The organism is Nocardiopsis sp. MT53 (assembly GCF_019598965.1).
GTDB classification, from domain to species: Bacteria; Actinomycetota; Actinomycetes; order Streptosporangiales; family Streptosporangiaceae; genus Nocardiopsis; species Nocardiopsis changdeensis.
This window is the reverse complement of sequence record NZ_CP080599.1, coordinates 1,252,220-1,274,298: the sequence shown is the minus strand read 5'-3', so window position 1 is coordinate 1,274,298 and position 22,079 is coordinate 1,252,220. Positions and strand designations below refer to the sequence as shown.

General features: G+C 68.5%; 8 protein-coding genes. 2 read left to right on the top strand and 6 right to left on the bottom strand.

Annotated elements, in window-relative coordinates; translation table 11 throughout:
- Nucleotides 1-79 precede the first annotated feature (79 nt).
- Nucleotides 80-1,822: a stealth family protein gene (locus K1J57_RS05300; protein WP_220563362.1), complete on the bottom strand. Its 1,743-nt coding sequence runs from the start codon at nucleotides 1,820-1,822 to the stop codon at nucleotides 80-82.
- Nucleotides 1,823-2,185: 363 nt separating this feature from the next.
- Here K1J57_RS05300 and K1J57_RS05295 point away from each other — a divergent pair, with 363 nt between their 5' ends.
- Together K1J57_RS05295 and K1J57_RS05290 are read left to right on the top strand one after the other, a co-directional pair.
- Nucleotides 2,186-5,683: a LamG-like jellyroll fold domain-containing protein gene (locus K1J57_RS05295; RefSeq protein ID WP_220563361.1), complete on the top strand. Its 3,498-nt coding sequence runs from the start codon at nucleotides 2,186-2,188 to the stop codon at nucleotides 5,681-5,683.
- A 152-nt stretch (nucleotides 5,684-5,835) separates the two neighbouring features.
- Nucleotides 5,836-12,381 carry an RHS repeat domain-containing protein gene (locus tag K1J57_RS05290; RefSeq protein ID WP_220563360.1) on the top strand — a complete coding sequence of 2,182 codons (6,546 nt, stop codon included), beginning with the start codon at nucleotides 5,836-5,838 and terminating at the stop codon, nucleotides 12,379-12,381.
- Between the two features lie 642 nt (nucleotides 12,382-13,023).
- Here K1J57_RS05290 and K1J57_RS05285 read toward each other — a convergent pair.
- The 5 genes from K1J57_RS05285 to K1J57_RS05265 form a co-directional block, all read right to left on the bottom strand.
- The gene (locus tag K1J57_RS05285; RefSeq protein WP_220563359.1) at nucleotides 13,024-14,442 is read right to left on the bottom strand and encodes a polysaccharide pyruvyl transferase family protein; all 1,419 of its coding nucleotides are present in this window, start codon (nucleotides 14,440-14,442) and stop codon (nucleotides 13,024-13,026) included.
- Between the two features lie 24 nt (nucleotides 14,443-14,466).
- Complete coding sequence (locus K1J57_RS05280; RefSeq protein ID WP_220563358.1) at nucleotides 14,467-16,458, bottom strand: glycerophosphotransferase; 1,992 nt, start codon at nucleotides 16,456-16,458, stop codon at nucleotides 14,467-14,469.
- Nucleotides 16,455-17,867 (bottom strand): bifunctional cytidylyltransferase/SDR family oxidoreductase, encoded by a 1,413-nt coding sequence (locus K1J57_RS05275; protein ID WP_220563357.1) that lies wholly within the window; start codon nucleotides 17,865-17,867, stop codon nucleotides 16,455-16,457. The genes K1J57_RS05280 and K1J57_RS05275 overlap by 4 nt, the downstream gene beginning before the upstream one ends.
- 305 nt (nucleotides 17,868-18,172) lie before the next feature.
- Nucleotides 18,173-20,221, bottom strand: coding sequence for a glycerophosphotransferase (locus K1J57_RS05270; RefSeq protein WP_220563356.1), 2,049 nt, complete (start codon nucleotides 20,219-20,221; stop codon nucleotides 18,173-18,175).
- Nucleotides 20,218-21,675 (bottom strand): bifunctional cytidylyltransferase/SDR family oxidoreductase, encoded by a 1,458-nt coding sequence (locus K1J57_RS05265; RefSeq protein ID WP_220563355.1) that lies wholly within the window; start codon nucleotides 21,673-21,675, stop codon nucleotides 20,218-20,220. Before K1J57_RS05265 ends, K1J57_RS05270 begins: the two co-directional genes overlap by 4 nt.
- Nucleotides 21,676-22,079: the final 404 nt, after the last annotated feature.

Genomic DNA, 22,079 nt, shown 5'->3' with positions numbered 1-22,079 from the left:
GCCCCGGCGGTGCGACCGGCGCCGCGTCCCGGAGCCCGGACCGCCCGTTCGACGCCCGGGAGAGGGAAAGGGTCGGCGGTCAGGTGGCGGGCTTCTCGTAACGGGAGGGGAAGGGGAAGCGGTCGCCCAGGACCCGGTGGACCATGGTGGTGACCTCTTCCTGCCTCTCCGGCGGGGTGTCGAAGTCGTTGAGGCAGAAGAACTCGACGGCCGGGTCGGCCTCCAGCGCCGCGAGCTTCTCCTCCGCAGTCTCCGCCCCGATGTCGATGTAGCGCATCGCGTACTCGCCCGGCACCGCCCGCCCGGTCAACAGCGCGTAGTGGTGGTGCAGCGTGGCCGCGACCCCCACATCGGTCAGCGCCCGGAAGCGGGCGTGCACCGTGCGGTCGATCGCCTCGGCGTAGCGCCCCTCCAGCTCGCCCATGACCGAGCGGATCTGCGGATGGGGGACGTGCTTGAACTTGTGGGTGATGTGCCGGCCGAAGTCGGCGGCCAGCAGCTCGCGCGCGTTCTTGCCCGCCGAGTTCGGCGCCGCCTCCCCGGGCACCGGGTCGCCCACCCCGAACTGGTGCGGGGAGAAGGGCAGCCGGGCCGCGCCGTTGGCGTGGAAGAAGCGGTCGGCCCCCACCGGGCGGGCCAGGAACACATCGTCGTTGAAGTACAGGTAGTGCTCCGACAGCCCCTCGATGCGGTGCAGGCGGGCGCCGATGGCGTGGGAGTTGAAGGTGGGCAGCGCCGTCTCCGGAAGGATGTCGCGGTGGTCCACCACCGTGATCCCCGCGGCGGAGGTGTCCAGCCAGGAGGGGACCTGCGCGTCGGTCACCAGGTACACGTGCCGTACCCATGGCGCGAACATCTCCACCGACCGCAGTGAATAGCGCAGCTCGTCGCGGCTGGTGAACCTCGACGCCCCCACCGCCAGAGAGGAATGCCCTTCACCGCGGTGGAGGGCGCGCTTGGCGGCGTGGGCCGGGTCGTCGCCGTCCACCCAGGTGTAGACCACGTCGACGGGGAAGAGCGCCTCGTCCACCGGCGTCCACGCGAACGGCTCGAAGGTCGGGTACACGCGCTCGGCCACGGTCACCGTGGCGGGCTTGCGCGCGGCGGTGGGCAGCACGTCGGCGACCCGGTTGCGGCGCGGCGCCACCCAGGAGTCGGCGAGCACGTCCTCGGGGGCCTGCGAGCGGAGTTTCGCACGCAGATCCTCGGAGTCCTCACGCTCCAAGATCTTGGCGCCGTCGCGCCAGAACTCCACGTCGCACCCGAACTCGAAGCCGGCCAGTTCACGTCCGGAGGGGGAGAGCAGCCGCTCGGCGAACCGGATGACGAGTCCGGACTTGACCTTCTCGTCCAGTGCTCCGTCGACGTAGGCGCTGGCGGCGGCGACCACCCCGCCGGGTCCGGGCTTGATGGCGTACAGGGCGCTGGTGCCGTACAGCTCGCGCATGGTGTCGAGCAGGCGCTTCTTGTCCGACCGGTGCACCCCGACGACGTGGCGCAGCGGGGAACGGCCGCGCACCAGGAAGTGGTCGATGCCCGCCCGGGTCAGTGCCTCGACCACCAAACGCAGGTTGTGGGCCGAGGCGTCACGGGCGGAGAAGGAGGTGACGGTGCGGCCCAGCAGCCCGGTCCCGTTCACGTCCTGGAGCCGCAGATCGGGGTCGCCCGCCAGGAGGTCCTGCCGACGGCGGGCGATCCCCGCCTCGCGTTCGCGCTCCCTCTCGGCGTCCCGGGCCGCGCGGCGCTCGGCTTCCAGCCTGGCGCGGGTGGCGGTGGGCAGGAGACGTTCACTCGCACGCTTGACACGGGCGGGCAGGGCCATGTGGGGGAGTCCTCCGACAGAGATGGGGAAGGGATCGCCGTCCGTGACGCGATGCCGGATCCTTCGTACGACGCATCGACCTTATGCGAACTTTTCGTGAAACGTGAGAGAACTCTGGGTAGTCATTCGTGTTCTCTCTGCCTCTAGAGGTTCCCTCGTGGCCGATTGCGGCCATTGGGGTTTATGTCCAGTTCATGGATCTATGTCGGAGTGAGGGGGAGGCGTCATCCCGTGGAGGTGCCCAGAGGGGCCTTGCGGGAGCGGTCGACGCTTCATTACGGTCACCCCGGGTTGCCCAGGAAACTTGATCCGCGTTGGTATCCCGTTCCCCCATCACAACTGAAGCTAGACAGGTTCCCCCACATGCGTCGTTCCTTGGCCCGTGCGACAGCGGTTTCCACCGCCGCGGCATTGGCGTTGTCGTTGCTGGCCGTGCCACCTGCCTGGGCGAACGAGGATGAAGATCCGGCCCCGGCCGAGGACCATTCCGCGATCGACTCCGCCGAGCAGGACGCGCTTGCTCTGGCACGCGAGACCGGGGAGCCGGTCGAGATCACCGCTCTGACGGATGAGAAGACCATCCACTATGCCAATCCCGATGGCACTCTGACCGCGGAGATCTCCGCCCTTCCGGTCCGGGTCCGTTCTGGGGACGAATGGGTCGACGCGGACACCACTCTCATCGCCGGATCCGACGGACTGGTCCGACCCCGTGCGGCCGGCATGGACATCGCCTTCTCCGGCGGCGGCGACGCCCCCATGGCCAGTATCGGGATCGGTTCCAACAGCATCGAACTCGACTGGAACGGTCCTCTGCCCACCCCCGTCCTGGACGGAGACCAGGCCACCTACCCCGACGTGCTGCCCGACGTCGACCTGGTCCTGACGGCCGGGGTCGAAGGCTTCACGCAAGTCCTCGTCGTGCACACCCCCGAGGCTGCCGCGCTGCCCGAGCTCGCCGAGATCGAGCTCCCCCTGGACACCACAGGTGTGACCTTGACGTCCGACGAGCACGGCAACATCGAAGCGGTCGGCGACGAGGGCGGCCAAGGAGTGTTCAGCGTCCAGGCCCCCGCCATGTGGGACTCCACCGGAGTCGAGGAGACCCGGGACGAGGACCCGACCGTGGCCCCCACCACCGGGGCGCGGACCGCTCTGGTGGAGACCGACATCACCGTCGACAGCATCCGCCTGCTTCCCGACCGGGAAATGCTGACCGGTGAGGACACGGAGTTCCCGCTCTACATCGACCCTTCGGTGAACGCCAATCGCCCCAACTGGGGTTTCATCGACAAGACGTTCCCGAACCAGGCGTACTACAACCCCTCGGACGGCAAGCCCGTGGGGGTCGGGTACTACTCCGGTGGAGAAGGCACCTTCACCCGTCGGGCGTTCTTCCAGTTCACAGTGATGGGGCGCACCAACCAGGCCGACACGGTCATCAACTCGGCGACGCTGCGTACCGAGGTGAGCTGGTCCTATGACTGCAAGAGCAACAGCCGGATTCAGCTGCACCGAGTGGACGCGTTCAACAGCAAGACCACCTGGAACAACCAGCCCACCGCCCGCACCCTGCTCGATACCCAGAACGTCGGCGGCAGCTGGGCCACTTGTCCCGCCACCAGCGGGGTGGAGTTCGACGCCACCGCCGCCTACAAGTGGGGGGTCGACAACGACGCCTCGCACATCCACCTGCGGCTGAAGGAAGAGGGCGAGTCCTCCACCACCGCGTGGCGCCGGTTCGACGTCAAGAACAAGCCCCCGGTGCTGGTGGTCAACTACAACAACCCGCCGGCCCAGGTGGCGACCTCGAGCATGTCCGATTCGCTGGGTGGTGCCTGCTCCACGGACAAGACCAAGCCCCGCCTGATCAACAACACCACGACCAACCTCCGGGCCACGATCCGGGACTACGACGCCCGTGCCGCCTGGGGAGGACAGAAGCTCAAGGTCGCTTTCTCCTGGTCGGCCAACGGTGAGGGAACCCCCCTCGGCCAGGCCGAATCGGGCTACGCGGACGTCGGCTACTGGCCCAACGGCTCCGAGCGGTCGGTCAAGGTCACAGGCCTCCCCGAGGGGCAGTTGCTCGGGTACCGGGCGCGGGCCCATGACCAGGCGGCCTGGGGCGCCTGGTCCGGATGGTGCTGGATCAAGATCGACACCACCAAGCCGGACACCGGGCCGACGGTCACCTCCACCGACTATCCGGCCGATGAAGAGGCCCACGGCAGTGTCGGGCGCACCGGTGACTTCACCTTCACCAACAACGGCGTGGAAGGGGCCGCGTCGTACTACTACAGCCTGAACGACACCTCGTGCGAGACGAAGGTCTCCCTTTCGGCTCCGGGTGCCTCCGCCACGATCGCCCTCACCCCGAATCACAGCGGGGCGAACATGATCTACGCGCGCACCGTTGACGAGTACGGCAACTCCTCCCCCTGCGAGCTCGCCTACTACTTCCTGGTCTCGCCGCCGAGCAGACCCCTGTCGCACTTCACCTTCGACGAGGGGCAGGGGACCACCGCCGTCGACAGCGTGAAGAGTGACCGGAACGCTGTATCCAGCGGTGAGCTGGACTGGACCCGTGGACGTGTCGGTCGGGCCCCTTCCGGCGGTCACCGCCTCGAGGGCACCGCGGTCGACGTGTCGGGCGGATCCCACCTGCGCACGGACGGCCCTGTGGTGGACACGAGTGGGGCCTTCTCGGTATCGGCGTGGGTCTACCTGGACGAAAGTCCGACGGAGAACCTCGCCGCCGTCGCCCAGGACGGTGACCGCAACAGCGGTTTCTACCTCGGTTACCAGCACACCGAGGGCGGGCGCTGGGTGTTCAAGCAGGCGCCCTCGGACAGCGACAGCGTGTCCGTGTCACACCGGGCGATCTCCACCTCGGCCGCGGAGACCGGTGTGTGGACCCACCTGCTGGGAACCTTCGACCCGGCCAACGGTGAACTGGCCCTTTACGTCAACGGTGACAAGCAGGCCACGGCCACACAGACCACGCCGTGGAACGCCGACGGTGACTTCGTCGTCAGCGGTGCCCGGTACCACGGGAACCACATCGGTACCTGGCTCGGCGCGATCGACGACGTCCGCGTGTGGGACCGGGTCGTCAGTGACGAGGTCTACGTCGACGACCCCGAAGCACGTTCGGAAGTGTGGAGTCTGGCCAACCGGCCTATCGCCCTGGAGGGCCGCTGGAGGCTCGACGAGACGGAGGGCACGGCGGTCGCCGACTCCTCCGACCACGGTTTGACGGCCACCCTCCACGGCGATCCGCTCACCGCCTGGAACGAGGCGATGAACGATGTCACCTTCGCTCCCGGCGTGAGCTTGAACGCGGTCGGCCAGGAACACATCCGGACCGAGGGGCCCGCCCTTCGTACGGACCGCAGCATGTCGGTCGCGGCCTGGGTCCGGCTCGACGAGGTGGGGATCAACTCCACCGCCGTTTCCCAGGACGGGCAGCGCCACAGCGGCTTCTACCTCGGTTACAACACCGGCCCTGAGAAGTGGGTGTTCAAGCAGGCCCCCTACGACGGGGACGGTACGTCGATCAGCCACCGCGCGTTCTCCCAGCAACAGGCGGAGTTCGGCCGCTGGACCCATATCGCCGGCACCTACGACCACACGACAGGGGAGCTCACGCTCTATGTCGATGGCATTCGCCAGAGCACGGTGGTGCAGGAATCGCCATGGAACGCCTTCGGCGCCGTCGTCATCGGCGCCGCGCAGTACAGGGCCCAGCTCTACGACGAGTGGTCCGGGGACATCAGCGATGTCCACCTGTACCACGGCGTGCTGAGTGAGAGCGAGATCCTCACGGTTCTGGAAGGGATCGCTCCCGCGCCCGCACCGTGAGACGTGTGAACCCGCCCCTCTGATCCCCCGTTGGCTTTCGGCAGCTGTGAGAAAGGCATGCCGTGTCCGATACGTTTTCCGGCCGTCCCGACCCCGAGTCGGCCAAGAACTCCGATCCCCTGGAAGACGCCTCTCCACCCGCGACCCGGGTCATGGCGAACAGCCGATTGGTCCGACTGGTCAAGCGACCTCTGACCTGCACGGCGGCACTGGTCATGGTGGGCGCCCTCCTGCAGGCGGCACCGGCCGCTTCTCTCACCTACAACACCCGCCCCGAGGCCACGGACGAGGAATCGGTACCCGGCAGTGATGTCGAAGGGCCGTTCACCCTGGCCGCGGAGGGGGAGGACACCGTCGCCCAGGCCGACCTGGACGAGCCGCCGGCGTACGCCTGGCCGGAGGAGGCCGCCGGAGAAGCCGAGCTGGCCGAGCCCGGCGCGGAGGTCGAGGCCGTCGAAGGCCTGGTCACCGTTTCCCAGGTCACGGAGGACGGCTTCTCCACGTGGACGGAGACCGAGGCGGAGGTCTTTTCCACCGATCCCGCGGAAGAGGCGGACCCGGACGGTACGCGGATCGCACCCACCACCGGTATGGAACCGCCGGTCGAGGAAGGCGGCGACGGTACCGGAGAACGGGAACCGCAGCGGGGCCCGGAGGACGGTGGGGCGGAGACCGGACCCGAGGCCGAAGAGGAGACGGACGGCGAACAGCCGGCTCCTGAGGCGGAACCGTCTCCGGAAGCCGAGGAACCCGCAGTTCCTGACGTCGAGGTGGAACAGGAAGAAGAGGAGACGGTCGAGGAGGCCGCTCCGGTCGAATCGGTCCACGTCGAGGTCCTCGGTCAGGACACCGCCGAAGCGGTCGGCGTCCATGGGCTCCTGCTCCGGGTGACCCGGGCCGACGGCCACGCCGGAGTCGGCCCGGTCGACCTGACCGTCGACTACTCGGAGTTCGCCGACGCCTTCGGCGGTGACTTCGGGGCCCGGCTCCAACTCATCGAAGTGGACCCCTGCCTGGCCGAGGAGGGGACCGGCTGTCAGGACCGGGCTCCGCAGCTCTTCACGACGGACAACGACGCCGAAGCGCGCACCGTCAGCGGAACCGTTCCCGCGCTCGCCGGCGAGGGCCTCCTTCTGGCCGTCGCCGCAGCCGGGGAGAGCCCTCGGGGCGACTACAAGGCCACCGACCTGGCGGCCGCGTCCAGTTGGGATGTGGGCCTCCAGAGTGGTGACTTCTCCTGGAACTACCCGATCGACACGCCTCCGGTGGCCTCCGACCTGACACCGGGCATCGAACTCACCTACTCCTCGGGGTCGGTCGACGGTCGGGTCGCCTCCTCCAACAACCAGACCTCCTGGCTCGGTGAAGGCTTCAACTACAGCCCCGGGTTCATCGAGCGCCGGTACGCGCCCTGCTCCGACAGCCAGCCCGACTCCGGTAAGACCGGGGACCTGTGCTGGTCGCGCCACAACGCCACGTTCTCCCTCAACGGTCGCTCCGGTGAGATGTTCCTGGACGAGGACGGCACCTGGCGCATGCGTCACGACGACGCCTCCGAGATCGAACGCCTCACCGGCACCACCAACGGTGACAACGACGGCGAGTACTGGCGTATCACCACCACCGACGGGACCCAGTACTACTTCGGTATGAACCGCCTGCCCGGCTACTCGAGCGGCAAGACCGAGACCAATTCCGCCTGGACCGCTCCGGTTTACGGGGACGGCTCCGGGGAGCCCTGCAACAAGTCCTCCTTCGCGGACTCGTGGTGCCAACAGGGCTGGCGATGGAACCTGGACTACGTGGTGGACGTGCACGGCAACGTGATGACGTACTACTACACCAAGGAGAACAACTACTACGGCCGCAACATGAAGGCCGACTCCCCCACCGTCTATACACGCGGTGGTCACCTCAACCGCATCGAGTACGGCCTGCGCTCCGACAACGTCTACGGAACCGCGCCGGGCCGGGTGAACTTCTCCGTCGGCGAGCGCTGCATCCCCACGGACTCCTTCGACTGCGCGGAGAACAAGTTCACCAGCGCGAACGCGAGCCACTGGCCCGACGTGCCCTTCGACCAGCACTGCGCGCAGGGGCAGAACTGCACCAACCGCTTCTCGCCCACCTTCTGGACCCGCAAGAAGCTGAACAGCATCACCACCCAGGTCCACGACGGCACCACCTACCGCAACGTCGACTCCTGGAAGCTGACCCACGCCTACCCCCAGACCGGTGACGGCACTCCGCCGGACCTGTGGCTGCAATCCATCGAGCACACCGGCCACGTCGGTGGCGAGGAGAGCATGCCGCTGCTGGAGTTCGGCGGCACGCCGATGGAGAACCGGGTCGATACCACCGACGACGGCTTCGCCCCCATGCTCAAGTGGCGGATCACCAAGATCCTCACCGAGAGCGGCAGCCAGATCGACATCACCTACGAGGGGGGCGAGTGCGATCCGGCGCAGACGCCTGCGCCCCACGACAACGGCACCCGCTGCTTCCCCGTCGTGAACACGACCGCCGACGGCAAGAGCGAGTACACCGACTGGTTCCACAAGTACGTGGTGACCCAGGTCAGCGAGTTGGACCTGGTGACCGACCAGCCGGAACGGCGCACCACCTACGACTACGTCGGTGATGCCGCCTGGCGCTACCGGGATGCCGACGGGTTCATCCGGGACAAGCTCCGGACCTGGTCCGACTGGCGCGGATACGCGCAGGTCCGCGTGATCGAGGGCCTGCCGAACGAGACCCGCTCGGAGACCGAGCACCGCTTCTTCCGCGGTATGCACGGCGACCGCCAGCCCACCGGGACCCGTACGGTCAAGGTGACCGACAGTGAGGGCAACGAGCACACCGACCTCAACGAGTACAACGGGTTCACCCTGGAGGAGATCACCCGCAACGGACCGGGCGGGGACATCGTCGAGAAGACGATCTCCCTGCCCTGGAGCCGGGTGACCGCACAGCGGACCTACTCCTGGGGCACCCTCGAATCACGCATGACCGGGATGGCGTCCACCACCCAGTACATCGCTGTGGACGGCGGCTGGATGCGTACACAAGAGACCGCCGAGTACGACGCTCTGGGGCGTACCACCCAGGTCCACCACCACGGGGATGTCGACGACACCGGTGACGACCAGTGCACCCGTTACACCTACGCCGACAACACCACCCTGCGAATCCTGGACGCCGTGGCGCGGACGGAGAAGGTCGCTGTGGGCTGCGGTGCAACCCCCTCGCGCCCTGGCGACGTCATCAGTGATGAGCGGGTGCTCTACGACGGTCGGGGCTACGGACAGGCGCCCACGGCCGGGCTGCCCACCGCCACTCAGCGCATCGAGGACTATGACGGTTCCACGGCCGTCTACCAGACGGTCCAGGAGACCGAGTACGACGCCTTCGGCCGGCCGGTCTCCGAGAGCGACGCCCTGGGCAACGCCACGGTGACCTCCTACTCACCGAAGATCGCAGGGGGAGTGGCGACCACCGTCACCACCACCAATCCGCTGGGACACGTCGATACAGAACACTTCGACCCCCTCCGCGGACTGCCCGTTGCCGAGATCGATCCCAACGGCAACCGCACGGACATGGCCCATGACCCCCTGGGCCGCCTCACCCAGGTGTGGACGCCCGACCGCAAGAAGGCGGACGGAATCGACCCCGCCATGCGGTTCGAGTACCACGTGCGCAACGACGCGCCGTCCGCGGTCATCACGCACACCCGCAGGGAGGACGGCACCTACGCCTCCACCTACCAGATCTACGACGGGCTGCTGCGCTTGCGCCAGGAGCAGGCTCCGGCGGCCGTCGGCGACGGTCGGCTGATCAGCGACGTCTTCTACGACGGCCGCGGGTTGAAGATCAAGGAGCGCCACGGGTACCACAACGAGGAGGCCGGGCCCGGGCAGACGCTCTTCGAGCCGGCCCAAGGGGACGACCGCATTCCCCGGTACACCGAGACCGTCTACGACGGTGCGGAACGCCCGGTCGAGGTCATCTCCCTCTCCCGCGGCGGGGAACTGTGGCGCACCAATTCCCAGGACCTGGGGGATCGCGTTCTGGTGACCCCTGCCGACGGGGCCATTCCGACCACCACCATCAAGAACGCCCTGGGCCAGACGGTCGAGCTGCGCCAGCACGAAGGGGACACCCCCCAGGCCGACTACACCGCTCTGACCTACACCTACACCGAAGCCGGTGAGGTGGCCACCATCACCGACGGGGCCGGAAACGTCTGGCGCAACCACTACGACCTGCGCGGTCGCAAGATCAAGACCGAGGACCCCGACCGGGGGACCACCACCTACACCTACGACGACGCCGACCGCCTCGTCTCCCGCACCGACGCCCGCGGTGAAACCGTCTCGTACGTCTACGACGCACTGGGACGCAAGACCGGTCAGCACCAGGGCGGGACGGACGGACCGCTGCTCGCCTCCTGGACCTTCGACACCGTCGCCAAGGGGCAACTGAGCAACGCCGTCCGATATGTCGACGGGCAGCAGTACACCACCACCATCCACGCCTACGACCCCCTGGGGCGGTCCACGGCCACCACCGTCTACATCCCGCGGACCCCGGAGAACGGAGGACTCGGCGGACCCTACCGGTTCCGCACCACGTACAACTCCGACGGCACCATCAAGTCGAACACCTTGCCCGCGGCCGGCGGACTGCCCGAAGAGGTCGTGACCTACGCCTATAACAGGGCGGGCCTGGTGACCGGCATTCACGGGGCGAGCGAAACCTTCCGGACGGATTACCTGAACGCGGTCACCTACTCCCACCGCGGACAGATTCTGCAGCGGACCTTCTACCGCAACGACGGCAACAGTCAGGCCAGGGAGACCTGGGCCACCCGCGTTTATGACCCGGCGACCGACCGCGTGACGGTGGCGAGGGTCCACCCCGAGGTCGGCCACGGCACCCTCGTCGAGCAGGCCTACACCTACGACGATGCCGGCAACGTGCTGAGCATCAAGGACGAGCCCACGGCTGAGGGCCTCCTCCCCGACGTGCAGTGCTTCGCCTACGACGACATGCGACGCCTCACCGACGAGTGGACCTCCCTGCAGGGCGGCGAACAGGCCTGTGACGGGGGACCGGCACGGGAGAACGTCGGCGGTGCAGCGCCGTACTGGAACAGCTACACCTACGACGCGCTCGGCAACCGCACCTCCGAGACGCGCCGCGGCCTGATCGAGGCCGGGGACATCGAGAGCACCTACCACCGCCCCGGAGCGGGGGAGGAGCGCCCGCACGCGGTGACCCAGGTCGATTCCAACGGCAACAGCGGTCTCGCCACCTACACCTACGACGAGGCCGGGAACATGACCTCCCGGCGCAGCGCCACCCGTGACCAGACCCTGGAATGGAATGCCGAAGGGCAGCTCGCCGCCGTCCGGGAAGGCGGCAACACCTCTCGGTTCGTCTACGACGCCGAAGGCGAACGCCTGATCCGCGACGATGGCAACGCTGTGACGCTGTTCCTGCCCGGAATGGAGGTCTCCTTCAACAAGGAGGAGCTCACCAGCCAGGCGACGCGCCTGTACGAGCACGAGGGCGAGGTCATCGCCAGCCGCTCCAGCAGCGGGGATGTCCACTGGATCTTCTCCGACCACCACCAGACCGGGCAGTTGGCGATCAACTCGCTGACCGGCGAGAGTGTTCGCCGCAGGTTCACCGCTTTCGGTACGGAGCGCGGAACCGCCACCGGGACCTGGCCGAACTCACGCGGGTACGTGGGCGGAGTGATCGACGAACAGGCCGGCTTCACTCGACTGGGGGCGCGCTCCTACGACAGTGAGACGGGGATGTTCATCTCGGCGGACCCGGTCGTCGACTTCAGCGACTCGCAGCAGATGAACGGGTACGCGTACGCGAACAACAACCCGACGTCGTTCACGGACCCCGACGGGCTGTACTACCGCAAGAGCTTCTCCCAGGCCCGCAAGTGGGCCGCTGCATACCGGGCCCGCCAGGCCGCGATCCGCGCCTACCAGGCCCGGATGGCCGCGATCCGCGCTTACCGGATCCGCCAGGCCGCCATCCGTGCCTACCGGGCCCGCCAGGCCGCCATCCGTGCTGCGAAGATCCGCGCTGCACAGATCCGCGCGGCGAGGGCCGCCAACGCCGCCCGCAAGGCCGCGGCAATGCGCATCGCCGCCGCCCGAAGGGCAGCTGCCGCCAAGGCCGCTCGAGATCGCATTGCCCGGGAAAAGGCTGCTCGGAGCAACGCCTCGAGAGACAAGAATCTTGGCATGTATGACGGTCCCAAGGGATTTTCTTCTGAGAATCCCAGGAAGCCGGAACGGCTCGGCCTCTCGGATGAGATGCATGAATGGCCTGAAATTGCTCCACGGCAAAGCAAGGGAGTCGGAGTGGCTGATCCGAGGAGCCCTTATTGGATGCGAAAAGAAAGGAGGCTTCTTCCGGGGGGTTCATTTGAAGCCTACGCGCTAGATAATGAGCAATGTCGACAGCTTCACGTGAACCTCGTGGGGAACGCTTTTAAATATCCGCATGCTGTTATATATGGTGCTGCATTTGGGCTCATCGGTTCCGCTGCCGGCCCGTCAGGCACCGTTGCCGGCGTCGGTAGTGGTGTTGCGCTGGGTGGATGGGCTGGGAACGAAATAGGTCAAGATATTGGATGGGTTGGCGGGGCTTTTGCGTGCAGGTTTTAGGGGATCGCTGAAACCCTTGTGTGCAGGGATGTGTGGATAGGCGTTCGTGTCGGCTGGGGAAGCTCCATTTTTGAGGTTTCCCCAGCTGGCCTCGTCGAGCCATGGCCCTGAGTCCAACTTAGTGAAGTTGTGAATTGTCAGCCTGTTGGGCGCAGGCCTCGTGGTCTTTTCGGAGATATCGCGTAGGGTATGAGGTGTGCGTGCGGTGACGTTCTCGCCGCCGCCCGATGTCGATGTGCAAACTCCTCCGCCTGTAAGCCGTGGACCTGCTGGCCGAAGAGATCCCGCCCACTGTGGTGGCGCACTGTTTGTGTGTGGGCCGCGTGTCCACCCGCCGCTGGGATCAGTCCTATACCAGCGGCGGCACCACCGTGTTGGTCCCGGAGGTCGTGCGGACACATTTGATGAACGCCACGCCCCGAGCCTATCGGCCGGTTAGCGCGTGAAAATCAACCCTTTGAGATCATCGTTCTTGGTGAGAGAAATGTGCTTGTCGCAAGAGCACCACTGGGACAGCAGGTTTCCCGTGTTCGTCGTGATCAGGTTCCAGCCGGTGACTTCACCGGGTCGGCCCGGAACGAAGGGACCGCGGCCCGCGCCCGGTGGGGCGCGGACCGCGGTCGTCGTCTCCGGGGGTCGGGGTCAGCGGCGCAGGCCGGCCTTGCGCAGGATCCTCCCGACGGGCCTGCGGATGCGGCTCGTGAGAGGCTGCTGGGCCGCCTTCTCGGCGGCCTTCAGGCGCTTCTCCATGGCCTTGAACCTGCGCTCGGTGTCCTTCTCCAGGGAGGTCACCCGCTTGGTCAGCTCGGTGCGGGCCGCCTCGCTCTCCTTGTGGCGGGAGCGCAGCCACCCGATGCGGTCGCCCACGCCCGCCTCGGCGCTGGTCCAGGCGTCCACGGCCGGAGGGTAGGCCGTCGCGCGCACGTGCTCGTCGAACGCGGCCCCGCCGTCCTCTCCGGGCTGGTGCACGTGGGAGAGCCCGTTCTTCTCCAGGAAGGCCGTGAAGCGTGCGAACCGCTCGGCGTGCCCGGCGTGCATCGCGGTGTAGTCGGCCTCCCGGTGCAGGTCGGCGGCGTCCACGTCCGACGGCAGGTCCCGGATGACCCGGTGCGGGATGTCGAAGTACCGGCACAGCTCCAGGGTGCGCGAGTCGTGGCACAGGACCACGGCCGGGGTGCCCGCGAGCAGCGCGGCGATGTTGCCGTGGATGCGGGTGCCGAAGGAGAAGTCGTACTCCCGCAGGGCGTCGATCCAGGTCGCCGGGTCCAGGTGGACGTTCACCTTGTTCTGGAGGAACAGGGGGTGGGTCCGGTGGACCGGCATCGGGTCGTGCCGGTCCTCCACGCCGGAGGCGTCGCCCCAGTACAGCAGCGCCAGGTCCTTCGTCTCCTGGGCGAAGTAGCGCATGTTCGGGTAGCGCTCGAAGTTCGAGCTGACGATGCCGCCCACGTCGCCGGCGCCCAGGGCGCTGCGCGAGGCGTTGACGGCGACGGCCGAGTCGGAGTCGAGCTCCGCCACCTTCTTGGTGACGGAGAGCCGGTCCCCGTCCATGAACATGGACGGGCAGCCGATGACCTCGACGTCGTTGAAGCCGAGGCTCTTCAGGTACCGCTCCGTGAACTCGCCGCGCACGCCGATGCTCGCGGAGCGGTCCAGGACCGCCGAGGCGAAGCGCCGTACGGGCTCGTTCAGCCGTTCCATGCGCTTCAGGCCGTAGTCCAGGTCGGACTGGGCCCCCACTCCCAGGACCACGACCGGGATGGTCAGCTTCTCGATGAGGGAGCTCAGCCTGTTGAGGTGGGGGACGAAGGACACGCGAAAGGCGTTGGCCAGAGGTACGACGAACGCGTCGTACTCCTCGTTGATCCGTTCCGCTTCGGAGGCGTCGGCACGGAACCCGTTGGAGACGATCTCCGTGTCCGACGTCTGGAGCAGTTTGTGCGATGCCTGGCTGAAGATGAGGTTCCCGGCGTTGTCACCGAAGACGTTCTCTTCGATGGCGGCACCCGCGTGAACGATGCGGAACGGGTCTTTCCTCGACCGCATGAGGATGCGCTTCATGATGTTGCCTTTGTGAGGCCCTGGTCAGGGGCGGCTGAGTCCGGCGGGGGTCTCCCCGCCGAGAGGGGTGAGCGGCCGCAGGTCGGCGGCGCGCGTGTACAGGTCGTCCACGGCGGCGGTGAAGCGGCTCATGGAGGTGACGTCGGACGGCCCCAGCAGGTAGGTGCGCAGTGCGCGCCGCTGCTCGGCCAGTTCGTCGGCCTCGCGCAGGTGCACGGCGGCCAGGGCGGTGTCCAGGCCCTTCCCGTCGGGCAGGAGCATGTAGGCCGCGCTCGACGTCGGGTGCTTGACGCGGAACTCCTCGTGCGTGATGCCCTCGCAGTTGGTGATCGCGTAGGGCTTCTCGGTGGCGACGAAGTCGGCCACCACGCTGGAGATGTCGCTGATGAGCAGGTCGGCCTGGTCGAAGCAGGAGTACAGCGACGGCCGCGGCCCCTGGATGACCAGGTGCGCCGTGTCGGGTCGGCCCTTCCAGTACACCCGGTGCCAGTCGTCGACGAGGGCGGCCGCTTCGGCGATGATCCCGGGGTCGGTCCGGCCCTCCTCCCGCGAGTTGTGGGCCTCGTCGGTGGCGCCCCGGTCGTCGTCGAAGACGGCCAGGCGGCGGTCGAGCGCGGCCAGTTCGCGGGTGTCCGGCTCGCCGTGGCCGGCGGCCTTGTTCGCGGCCTCCAGCAGAGCGACGATCTTCTGGTGGGCGCGGCGCGCCTGCGCCGAGCGGATGCCGGTGAACGGGTGCGGCTTGTACAGAACGCGCACCCCGGGTTCGGCCTTGAGCAGCCGGGCGATCAGGGTGGGACCCGCGTCGGTCAGGGAGGTGTTGCCGGGCTCGTCGGTCCACCCCTCCCAGGTCGGCGCGTACAGCACGGTGCGGACGGCGTTGGGCGCGGTGTCGGTGCGGATCGCGTCCAGCTGGGGGCGGCCCACCTCGACGATCTCATCGGTGCGCACGCCCACCTGGGCGCGCACGTACCGGTCCAGCCCGGCCCGGCCGGCGGTCCACACCTCGTCGTAGACCTTGCTGAACGGGTTGACGCTGGCGATCTTGTCGCTGTCGCCGTGTCCGATGAACACGTGCTTGATCACCGGGTTGCGCAGCATGTGGATGTTCTTGCCGGTGTTGGCCGGGTACAGGGCCACCCGCGCCGGACCGAAGTCCAGCGCCATCAGGTCGGTGGAGGTCGGGACGCACAGCACCGGGACGGAGGTGGGCGCCAGCTGGGCGGCGATGACGCGCTCGCGCAGCACGATGATCCCGCGCCGGGGCAGCCGGGCCATCGTGTCCAGCCACATGTTCACCTGGTAGGCGGAGTCGGCCGACCCGGAGAAGTACAGGACGACCTCGGGCCGGTAGGAGTCCAGCCAGGACTGGGTGAACTCCATGACCTGCTCGGGGGAAGGGATGGTGCGGGCGCGCCGGATGTGCCAGGCCAGCATCAGCAGTGCCAGGACCGTGACGCCCAGGGTCAGCACGGCCCCGGCCGCCACGATCCACGCCGAACCGAGCGCCACGTATCCCACGACGCCGAACACCAGGAAGGCGTCCAGCGGCAGCAGCCTGCTCATGGGCTCGCGGACGAGCGGCATGGGAGGGCTGTCGGGGATGTTCAGGGGTTCCAGGTCGATGTTGCGGGTGACGACCGGCAGCTTGCGCGAGGCACGCAGCATCCTGGCGGCGATGCCGGCCACGAGCTGGAGTCCGAAGAGCAGCAGGAACGCCAGCAGGACCATGCCGATACCGGTGGAGGTGGCGCTGGTGGTGGTGATGAGCAGGCCCAGGACGAGCAGCTGGCGCAGCAGGGCGCGCGGGGTGATGCCCAGGCGGATCTGCTGGACCAGCTTGGCCAGGTCCTGGAGCCGGTGCAGCAGCAGCGCGTCCACGGCGTAGCTGCCCGCGGCCCCGATGGCGAAGGTCCACCACGACTCGGTGATGACACCCGCGAGCATGGCCAGATAGGTGAGGCCGAGCAGGGCCGCCCCGAAGAGGGTCTCCCGGCTCAGTTCGCGGAGCTTGCTCACTTGGCGCCCCCGGCGCCGCCGATGCCCGGCAGGTCCTCGCGGCGGACGTCGACGACGTGGCCGGTGAGGTCGGACAGGAGCACGTCCAGGGAGGTGACTGCCACCTTCTCGGCGCTGAGCAGCGTTCCGGCCGGCTCCTCGCCGAAGGCCTTGACCCGCATGGGCGTCTGGGTGCGCTCGGGGTTGATGCAGTTGATGCGCACGCCGTCCTCGGACCACTCGTCGGCCAGGGCCTGGGTCAGGTTGACGGTCGCCGCCTTGGTGGAGGAGTACAGGCTGTACTCGCCGCGTCCGCGCGTGTAGGAGCTGGAGGTGTACAGGAGCAGCTGGCCCTTGGTCTGGGCGAGGTACGGGAAGGAGGCGCGCGCGATGTGCACCGGGGCCAGGTAGTTGACCCGCAGAGCCTCCTCGATGACGGCGTCGTCGGTCTGGTCGAGGCGGCCGATGCGCAGCACCCCGGCGGTGTTGACGACGTAGTCGATGCGGCCGGTGGCGCTGTGCGCCTGCTCCAGGGCCCCGGCGATGTCGGCCGGGTTGGCCACGTCGGTGCGGGTGGCGCTACGCGAGTAGCGGAAGACCCGGGCGCCGTGCTTCTCCGCCAGGTCGGCGATCCCGGCGCCGATCCCGTAGCTGCCGCCGAACACGACCACCGTCTTGCCGGTGAGCCGTGCGGCGTAGTCCTCTTCGGTGAATTCGGGGGTGGCGGCCGAGGAGAGCTGGAAGAGCTTGTCGGCGATGAAGATGTCGACCGGCTGGGTCACCTTCATGTTCTGCTCTTCACCCGCCACCACGTGGATCGGCACCTCGGGCGCGTAGCGCAGGACGACGGTGCAGTCGTCGGTGGCCTCGAAGCCCGGGTCGGCCCAGGCCTTGGCGTAGGCGTTGCGGATCGTGGCCAGGCGGAAGCCCTGCGGGGTCTGGCCGCGGCGCAGCCGCGACCGGGTGGGGACGTCGGTGATGACGTCGTCGTCCACCTCGATGATGGTGTCCGAGGACGGAATGGCCACGTCCACGGCCTGGTAGGTCTCCAGGGCGGTGACGCAGTCGTCGATGACCCGCTGGGACAGCAGGGGGCGCACCGCGTCGTGGAAGAGCACGTTGGTGTTCTCCGCCGAGTAGTGCGACAGCGCGTCCAGGGCGAGCTGGGTGGTGGCGTTGCGGGAGGTCCCGCCCGGCAGCACCCGGGAGACCTTCCCCAGTCCGGCCTTGCGCACGATGGCCTCGGCGTCGTTGACGAAGCCGGGGTTCATCATCACGATGACCTCGTCCACGCGCGGGGCCTGCTCGAACAGCTCCAAGGTGTGTTCCAGGATCGTCTTCCCGGCGATCTTCAGGAGCTGCTTGGGCGTCGCCAGGCCGATGCGCTGGCCGCTGCCGCCGGCCAGGACGACGGCGACGGTGCGGGTCACGGATCGGGCTGCGGGCTCGGTGGCATGGCTGGGCAAGGCTGGACTCCGAAAGGGAAGTTGCGGGTGGGGTCGTACCGCAAGGGAAGCTCGGGGAGGTCGTGTGCGACCGGTCCCTGCTCGACGAGACTTCACCGGGCAGACAAAAGACGCTTTAACAGGATATGGGGTTTACCTGTGGTTTGTGGGTTAGATGACTCACGGACCGGTTCAGGTGACGATCAGGTCATAAGTGGACGTTGCCCGGACACGCGAAAGGGGCCGCGCATGGTTCGCGCGGCCCCTTCCTCATGGTCCAGGGACGGGTCTCAGACCGTTCTCTCCGTGTCGGGGACGTTGACCGGGAGCGCGGCGCCTTCGGGCCCGTCCGGTTCCTCCCCGCGGAACGGGTCGGCCGGGATCGGCTCGGCGAAGGTGCCGAGCGGGAAGTCCCGCAGGCCCCGCTCGTAGAGGGCGTCCACGGCCGCGGAGAACCGGGTCTGGGAGTCCGGCTCGTCCGGTCCCAGCAGGTACTCCTTGAGGATCTCCCGGCGGCGGGCCATGGCGTCGCCCGCCGGTTCCCGGGCGGCCGCCAGGACCTCGTCCAGCCCGGCCAGGCCGGGGCGCAGCAGGTACCCGGCCCCCGCGGACGGGTACTGTGCGCGGAACTCGTCGTCGGAGGTGTCCCACAGGTCCGCGATGGCGTAGGGCTTGCCGCTGGCGATGAAGTCGGCCACCACGCTGGAGATGTCGCTGACCATCGCGTCCGACTCGTTGAAGCACGAGAACAGGGTCGGGAACGGGTCGGTGACCACGTGGTGGCGCAGCGGTCCGGAGGAGGTCCAGTACAGGTCGTGCCACTGCCGCAGCAGGTCCCGGTACCCGGCCAGGTCGCCCGGGGTCAGGTTCCGCTCCGAGGACTCCTGCCGGAAGTGCTCGATCCGCGCCCGCAGCTCCGCCAGCCGCCGCTCGGCCTCCGGGGTCACCGGGTCCAGGCCGCGGTTGTGCGCGGTGATCGCCTCCACGATCCGCCGGTGCGCCTCCGCGGCGCGCGGGGACCGCTTGCCCAGCAGCGGGTGCGGCTTGTAGATGAGCCGGACCGGTCCGCCGTCGGCCAGCAGCCGCTCCACCAGCTCCACGCCGACGGTGTCGGCCGAGGTCAGGTAGTTGTTGTCGTCCACGCCCTCCCAGGTGGGCGCGTAGATCACGGTGGGCACCGACCGCTCGGCCGCCGACCTCGGGCCCTTGACCACGTCCAGCTGGGGGCGGCCCACCTCCACCACGTCGCGGTCGTCGATGGCGTGCCGGACCCTGCGGTAGCGCTCGCGCCCGCCGCGACCGGCCACCCAGATCTCGTCGAAGATCCGGCTGACCCGGTTGCTGCTCGGCAGCTTGTCGCTGTCGCCGTGCCCGACGAACACGTGCTTGATCTCGGCGCGCTGCACCAGGTGGATGTTCTTGCCCGCGTTGCCCGGGTACAGGGCCACCCGCACCGTGGACAGGTCCAGGGCGGCCAGGTCGTCTGCGCGCGGGACGCACACGACCGGCAGCGGGGTCGGCTCCAGGTGCGGCAGGTTGGCGTGCTCGCGGAACACCACCAGGGCCCGCCGGTCCAGCCGCTCCACCGCCTCCAGCCACATGTTGGCCTGGTAGACGCCGTTCTGGCTGCCCACGCCGAACGTGAAGTACAGGACCACCTCGGGCCGGTACGCGCGCAGCCGCTCGTTGACCTCCTCGATGACCTCGGCGTCGGAGGGGAAGCGCAGGTGCGCCAAGAGCGTCGGCACGGTGGCCAGCGCCAGTACCAGGACGGCGCCCGCGCTCAGCGCGGCACCGCCGACCGCGAGCCATTCCGGTCCGCCGGCCAGGTGCGCCACACCGCCCGCCACCAGGGCGAAGTCGGCGAGGAACACGCGGTTCATCGGCAGCTCGCGCACGAACCGGGGGACCTGCGGCAGGTTCAGCGCCGACAGGTCCAGGTTGCGGGTCCGCACCGGCAGCCGGGAGCGGCGCAGGATCTGCATCCGCATCAGGTCGTAGCCCAGGGACAGCACGAAGAACGCGGCCAGCCCTGCGAACGTCGACCAGTAGGCCGTGGTGCCGATCGCCCCCACGGACACGTACAGCGCGATCAGGAGGATCTGCCGCAGCAGCATCCGCACGGTGAGCCCCACCCGGATGCGGCTGAGCACCTTGGTCAGCACGGTGACGCGCTGGGCGACGAGCCACTCGGTGGTGTACAGGACCAGGGTCAGCACCCCGAACACCCAGACCTGTGCCATGGCCACCTCGACGGCCTGGAGCAGGAAGGAGAGCCCCATGGCCGCAAGGACGGCCAGCGCGGTGCCGTTCACCCCCAGATGGCGGAGCCGGTTCACTTCGCCTCCTCCGTCCCGCGCGCCCGGGCGGCGGCCACCGGGTCCTCGCGGCGGACGTCGACGACGTGGCCGGTGAGGTCGGACAGCAGCACGTCCAGGGAGGTGCGGGCCACCTTCTCGGCGCTGAGCAGCGTCCCGGCCGGTTCCTCGCCGAAGGCCTTCACCCGCATCGGAGTACGGGTGCGCTCGGGGTTGATGCAGTTGATGCGCACGCCGTCCTCGGACCACTCGTCGGCCAGGGCCTGGGTCAGGTTGACCGTGGCGGCCTTGGTGGAGGAGTACAGGCTGTACTCGGCCCGGCCCCGGGTGTAGGAGCTGGAGGTGTACAGGAGCAGCTGGCCCTTGGTCTGGGCGAGGTACGGGAAGGCCGCCCGGGCGATGTGCACCGGGGCCAGGTAGTTGACCCGCAGCGCCTCCTCGATCGCCTCCGGGCCGGTGGCGTCCAGCCGTCCGATGCGCAGCACCCCGGCGGTGTTGACCACATGGTCGATGCGGCCGGTGGCGCTGTGCGCCTGCTCCAGGGCGGCGGCGACCTGCGCGGGGTCGGCCACGTCGGTGCGGGTGGCGCTGCGCGAGTAGCGGAAGACCCGGGCACCGTGCTTCTCCGCCAGGTCGGCGACCTCGGCGCCGATGCCGTGGCTGCCGCCGAAGACCACCACGGTCCGCCCGCCGAGCAGCCGGTCGCGGTCCTGGTCGGTGAACTCGGGGGTGTCCGCCGAGGAGAGCTGGAAGAGCTTGTCGGCGATGAAGATGTCGACCGGCTGGGTCACCTTCATGTTCTGCTCCTCGCCGGCGACCACGTGGATCGGGGTGCCGGGGGAGTAGCGCAGGACGACGGTGCAGTCGTCGGTGGCCTCGAAGCCCGGGTCGGCCCAGGCGCGCTCGTAGGCGTCGCGGATGGCGGACATCCGGAAGCCCTGCGGGGTCTGGCCGCGGCGCAGCCGGGCGCGGGTGGGGACGTCGGTGATGACGTCGTCGTCCACCTCGATGACGGTGTCCGAGGAGGGGATCGCCACGTCCACGGCCCGGTAGGTGTCCAGGGCGGTGACGCAGTCGTCGATGACCCGCTGGGACAGCAGGGGCCGGACCGCGTCGTGGAACAGCAGGTTGGTGGTGTCGGCGGGCAGGTGCGACAGGGCGTCCAGGGCGAGCTGGGTGGTGGCGTTGCGGGAGGTCCCGCCCGGCAGCACCCGGGTCACCTTCGTGAACCCGGCCTTGCGCACGATGGCCTCGGCGTCGTTGACGAAGCCGGGGTTCATCATCACGATGACCTCGTCCACGCGCGGGGCCTGCTCGAAGACGTCGAGCGTGTGCTCCAGGATCGTCTTCCCGGCGATCTTCAGGAGCTGCTTGGGCGTCGCCAGGCCGATGCGCTGGCCGCTGCCGCCGGCCAGGACGACCGCGACCGTCCTTGTGGCGGGCGCCGGCCGTGGAAAGGTACTGCTCTCAGGCAAGGTCGTCTCCCTCTTCGCGAAGAGTTGGGGGATGTAATGCCCGACCTTGGGGGAAACGTGCGGGTTCCGGGCACGAGAGGTCGAGGGGCGCGGGGTCACCCTTGAAGGGTGCGTGCGCCGTTCGTCATAGATCGGTTCACTGTTTCTATCGCCTTAACCCGTTGTTCGGGTTCCGGTGTGAATGGGACGAAGATCCCTGTCGGTGGGTTGACCGCATCCGTAGGAGGTTTTCGTCGCGCCGAGTGGCCCCCGCCGGGCGCTGGCCAAAGAGAACCCTGTTGACCTGGTCTGATGCCGGAGAGGACATTCTGGTTTTCGACGGTACCCGCGCCCGGGTACTGGTCACGACCGGGTAACACATGTTCCACGTCACGGTGACACGGAAGACGGCGGCACGGCAAACG

Coding starts and splice junctions, on each gene's coding strand:
- K1J57_RS05300 (WP_220563362.1), bottom strand. CDS start 1,822: ATGGCCCTGCCCGCCCGTGTCAAGCGTGCGAGTGAACGTCTCCTGCCC.
- K1J57_RS05295 (WP_220563361.1), top strand. CDS start 2,186: ATGCGTCGTTCCTTGGCCCGTGCGACAGCGGTTTCCACCGCCGCGGCA.
- K1J57_RS05285 (WP_220563359.1), bottom strand. CDS start 14,442: ATGAAGCGCATCCTCATGCGGTCGAGGAAAGACCCGTTCCGCATCGTT.
- K1J57_RS05290 (WP_220563360.1), top strand. CDS start 5,836: ATGGCGAACAGCCGATTGGTCCGACTGGTCAAGCGACCTCTGACCTGC.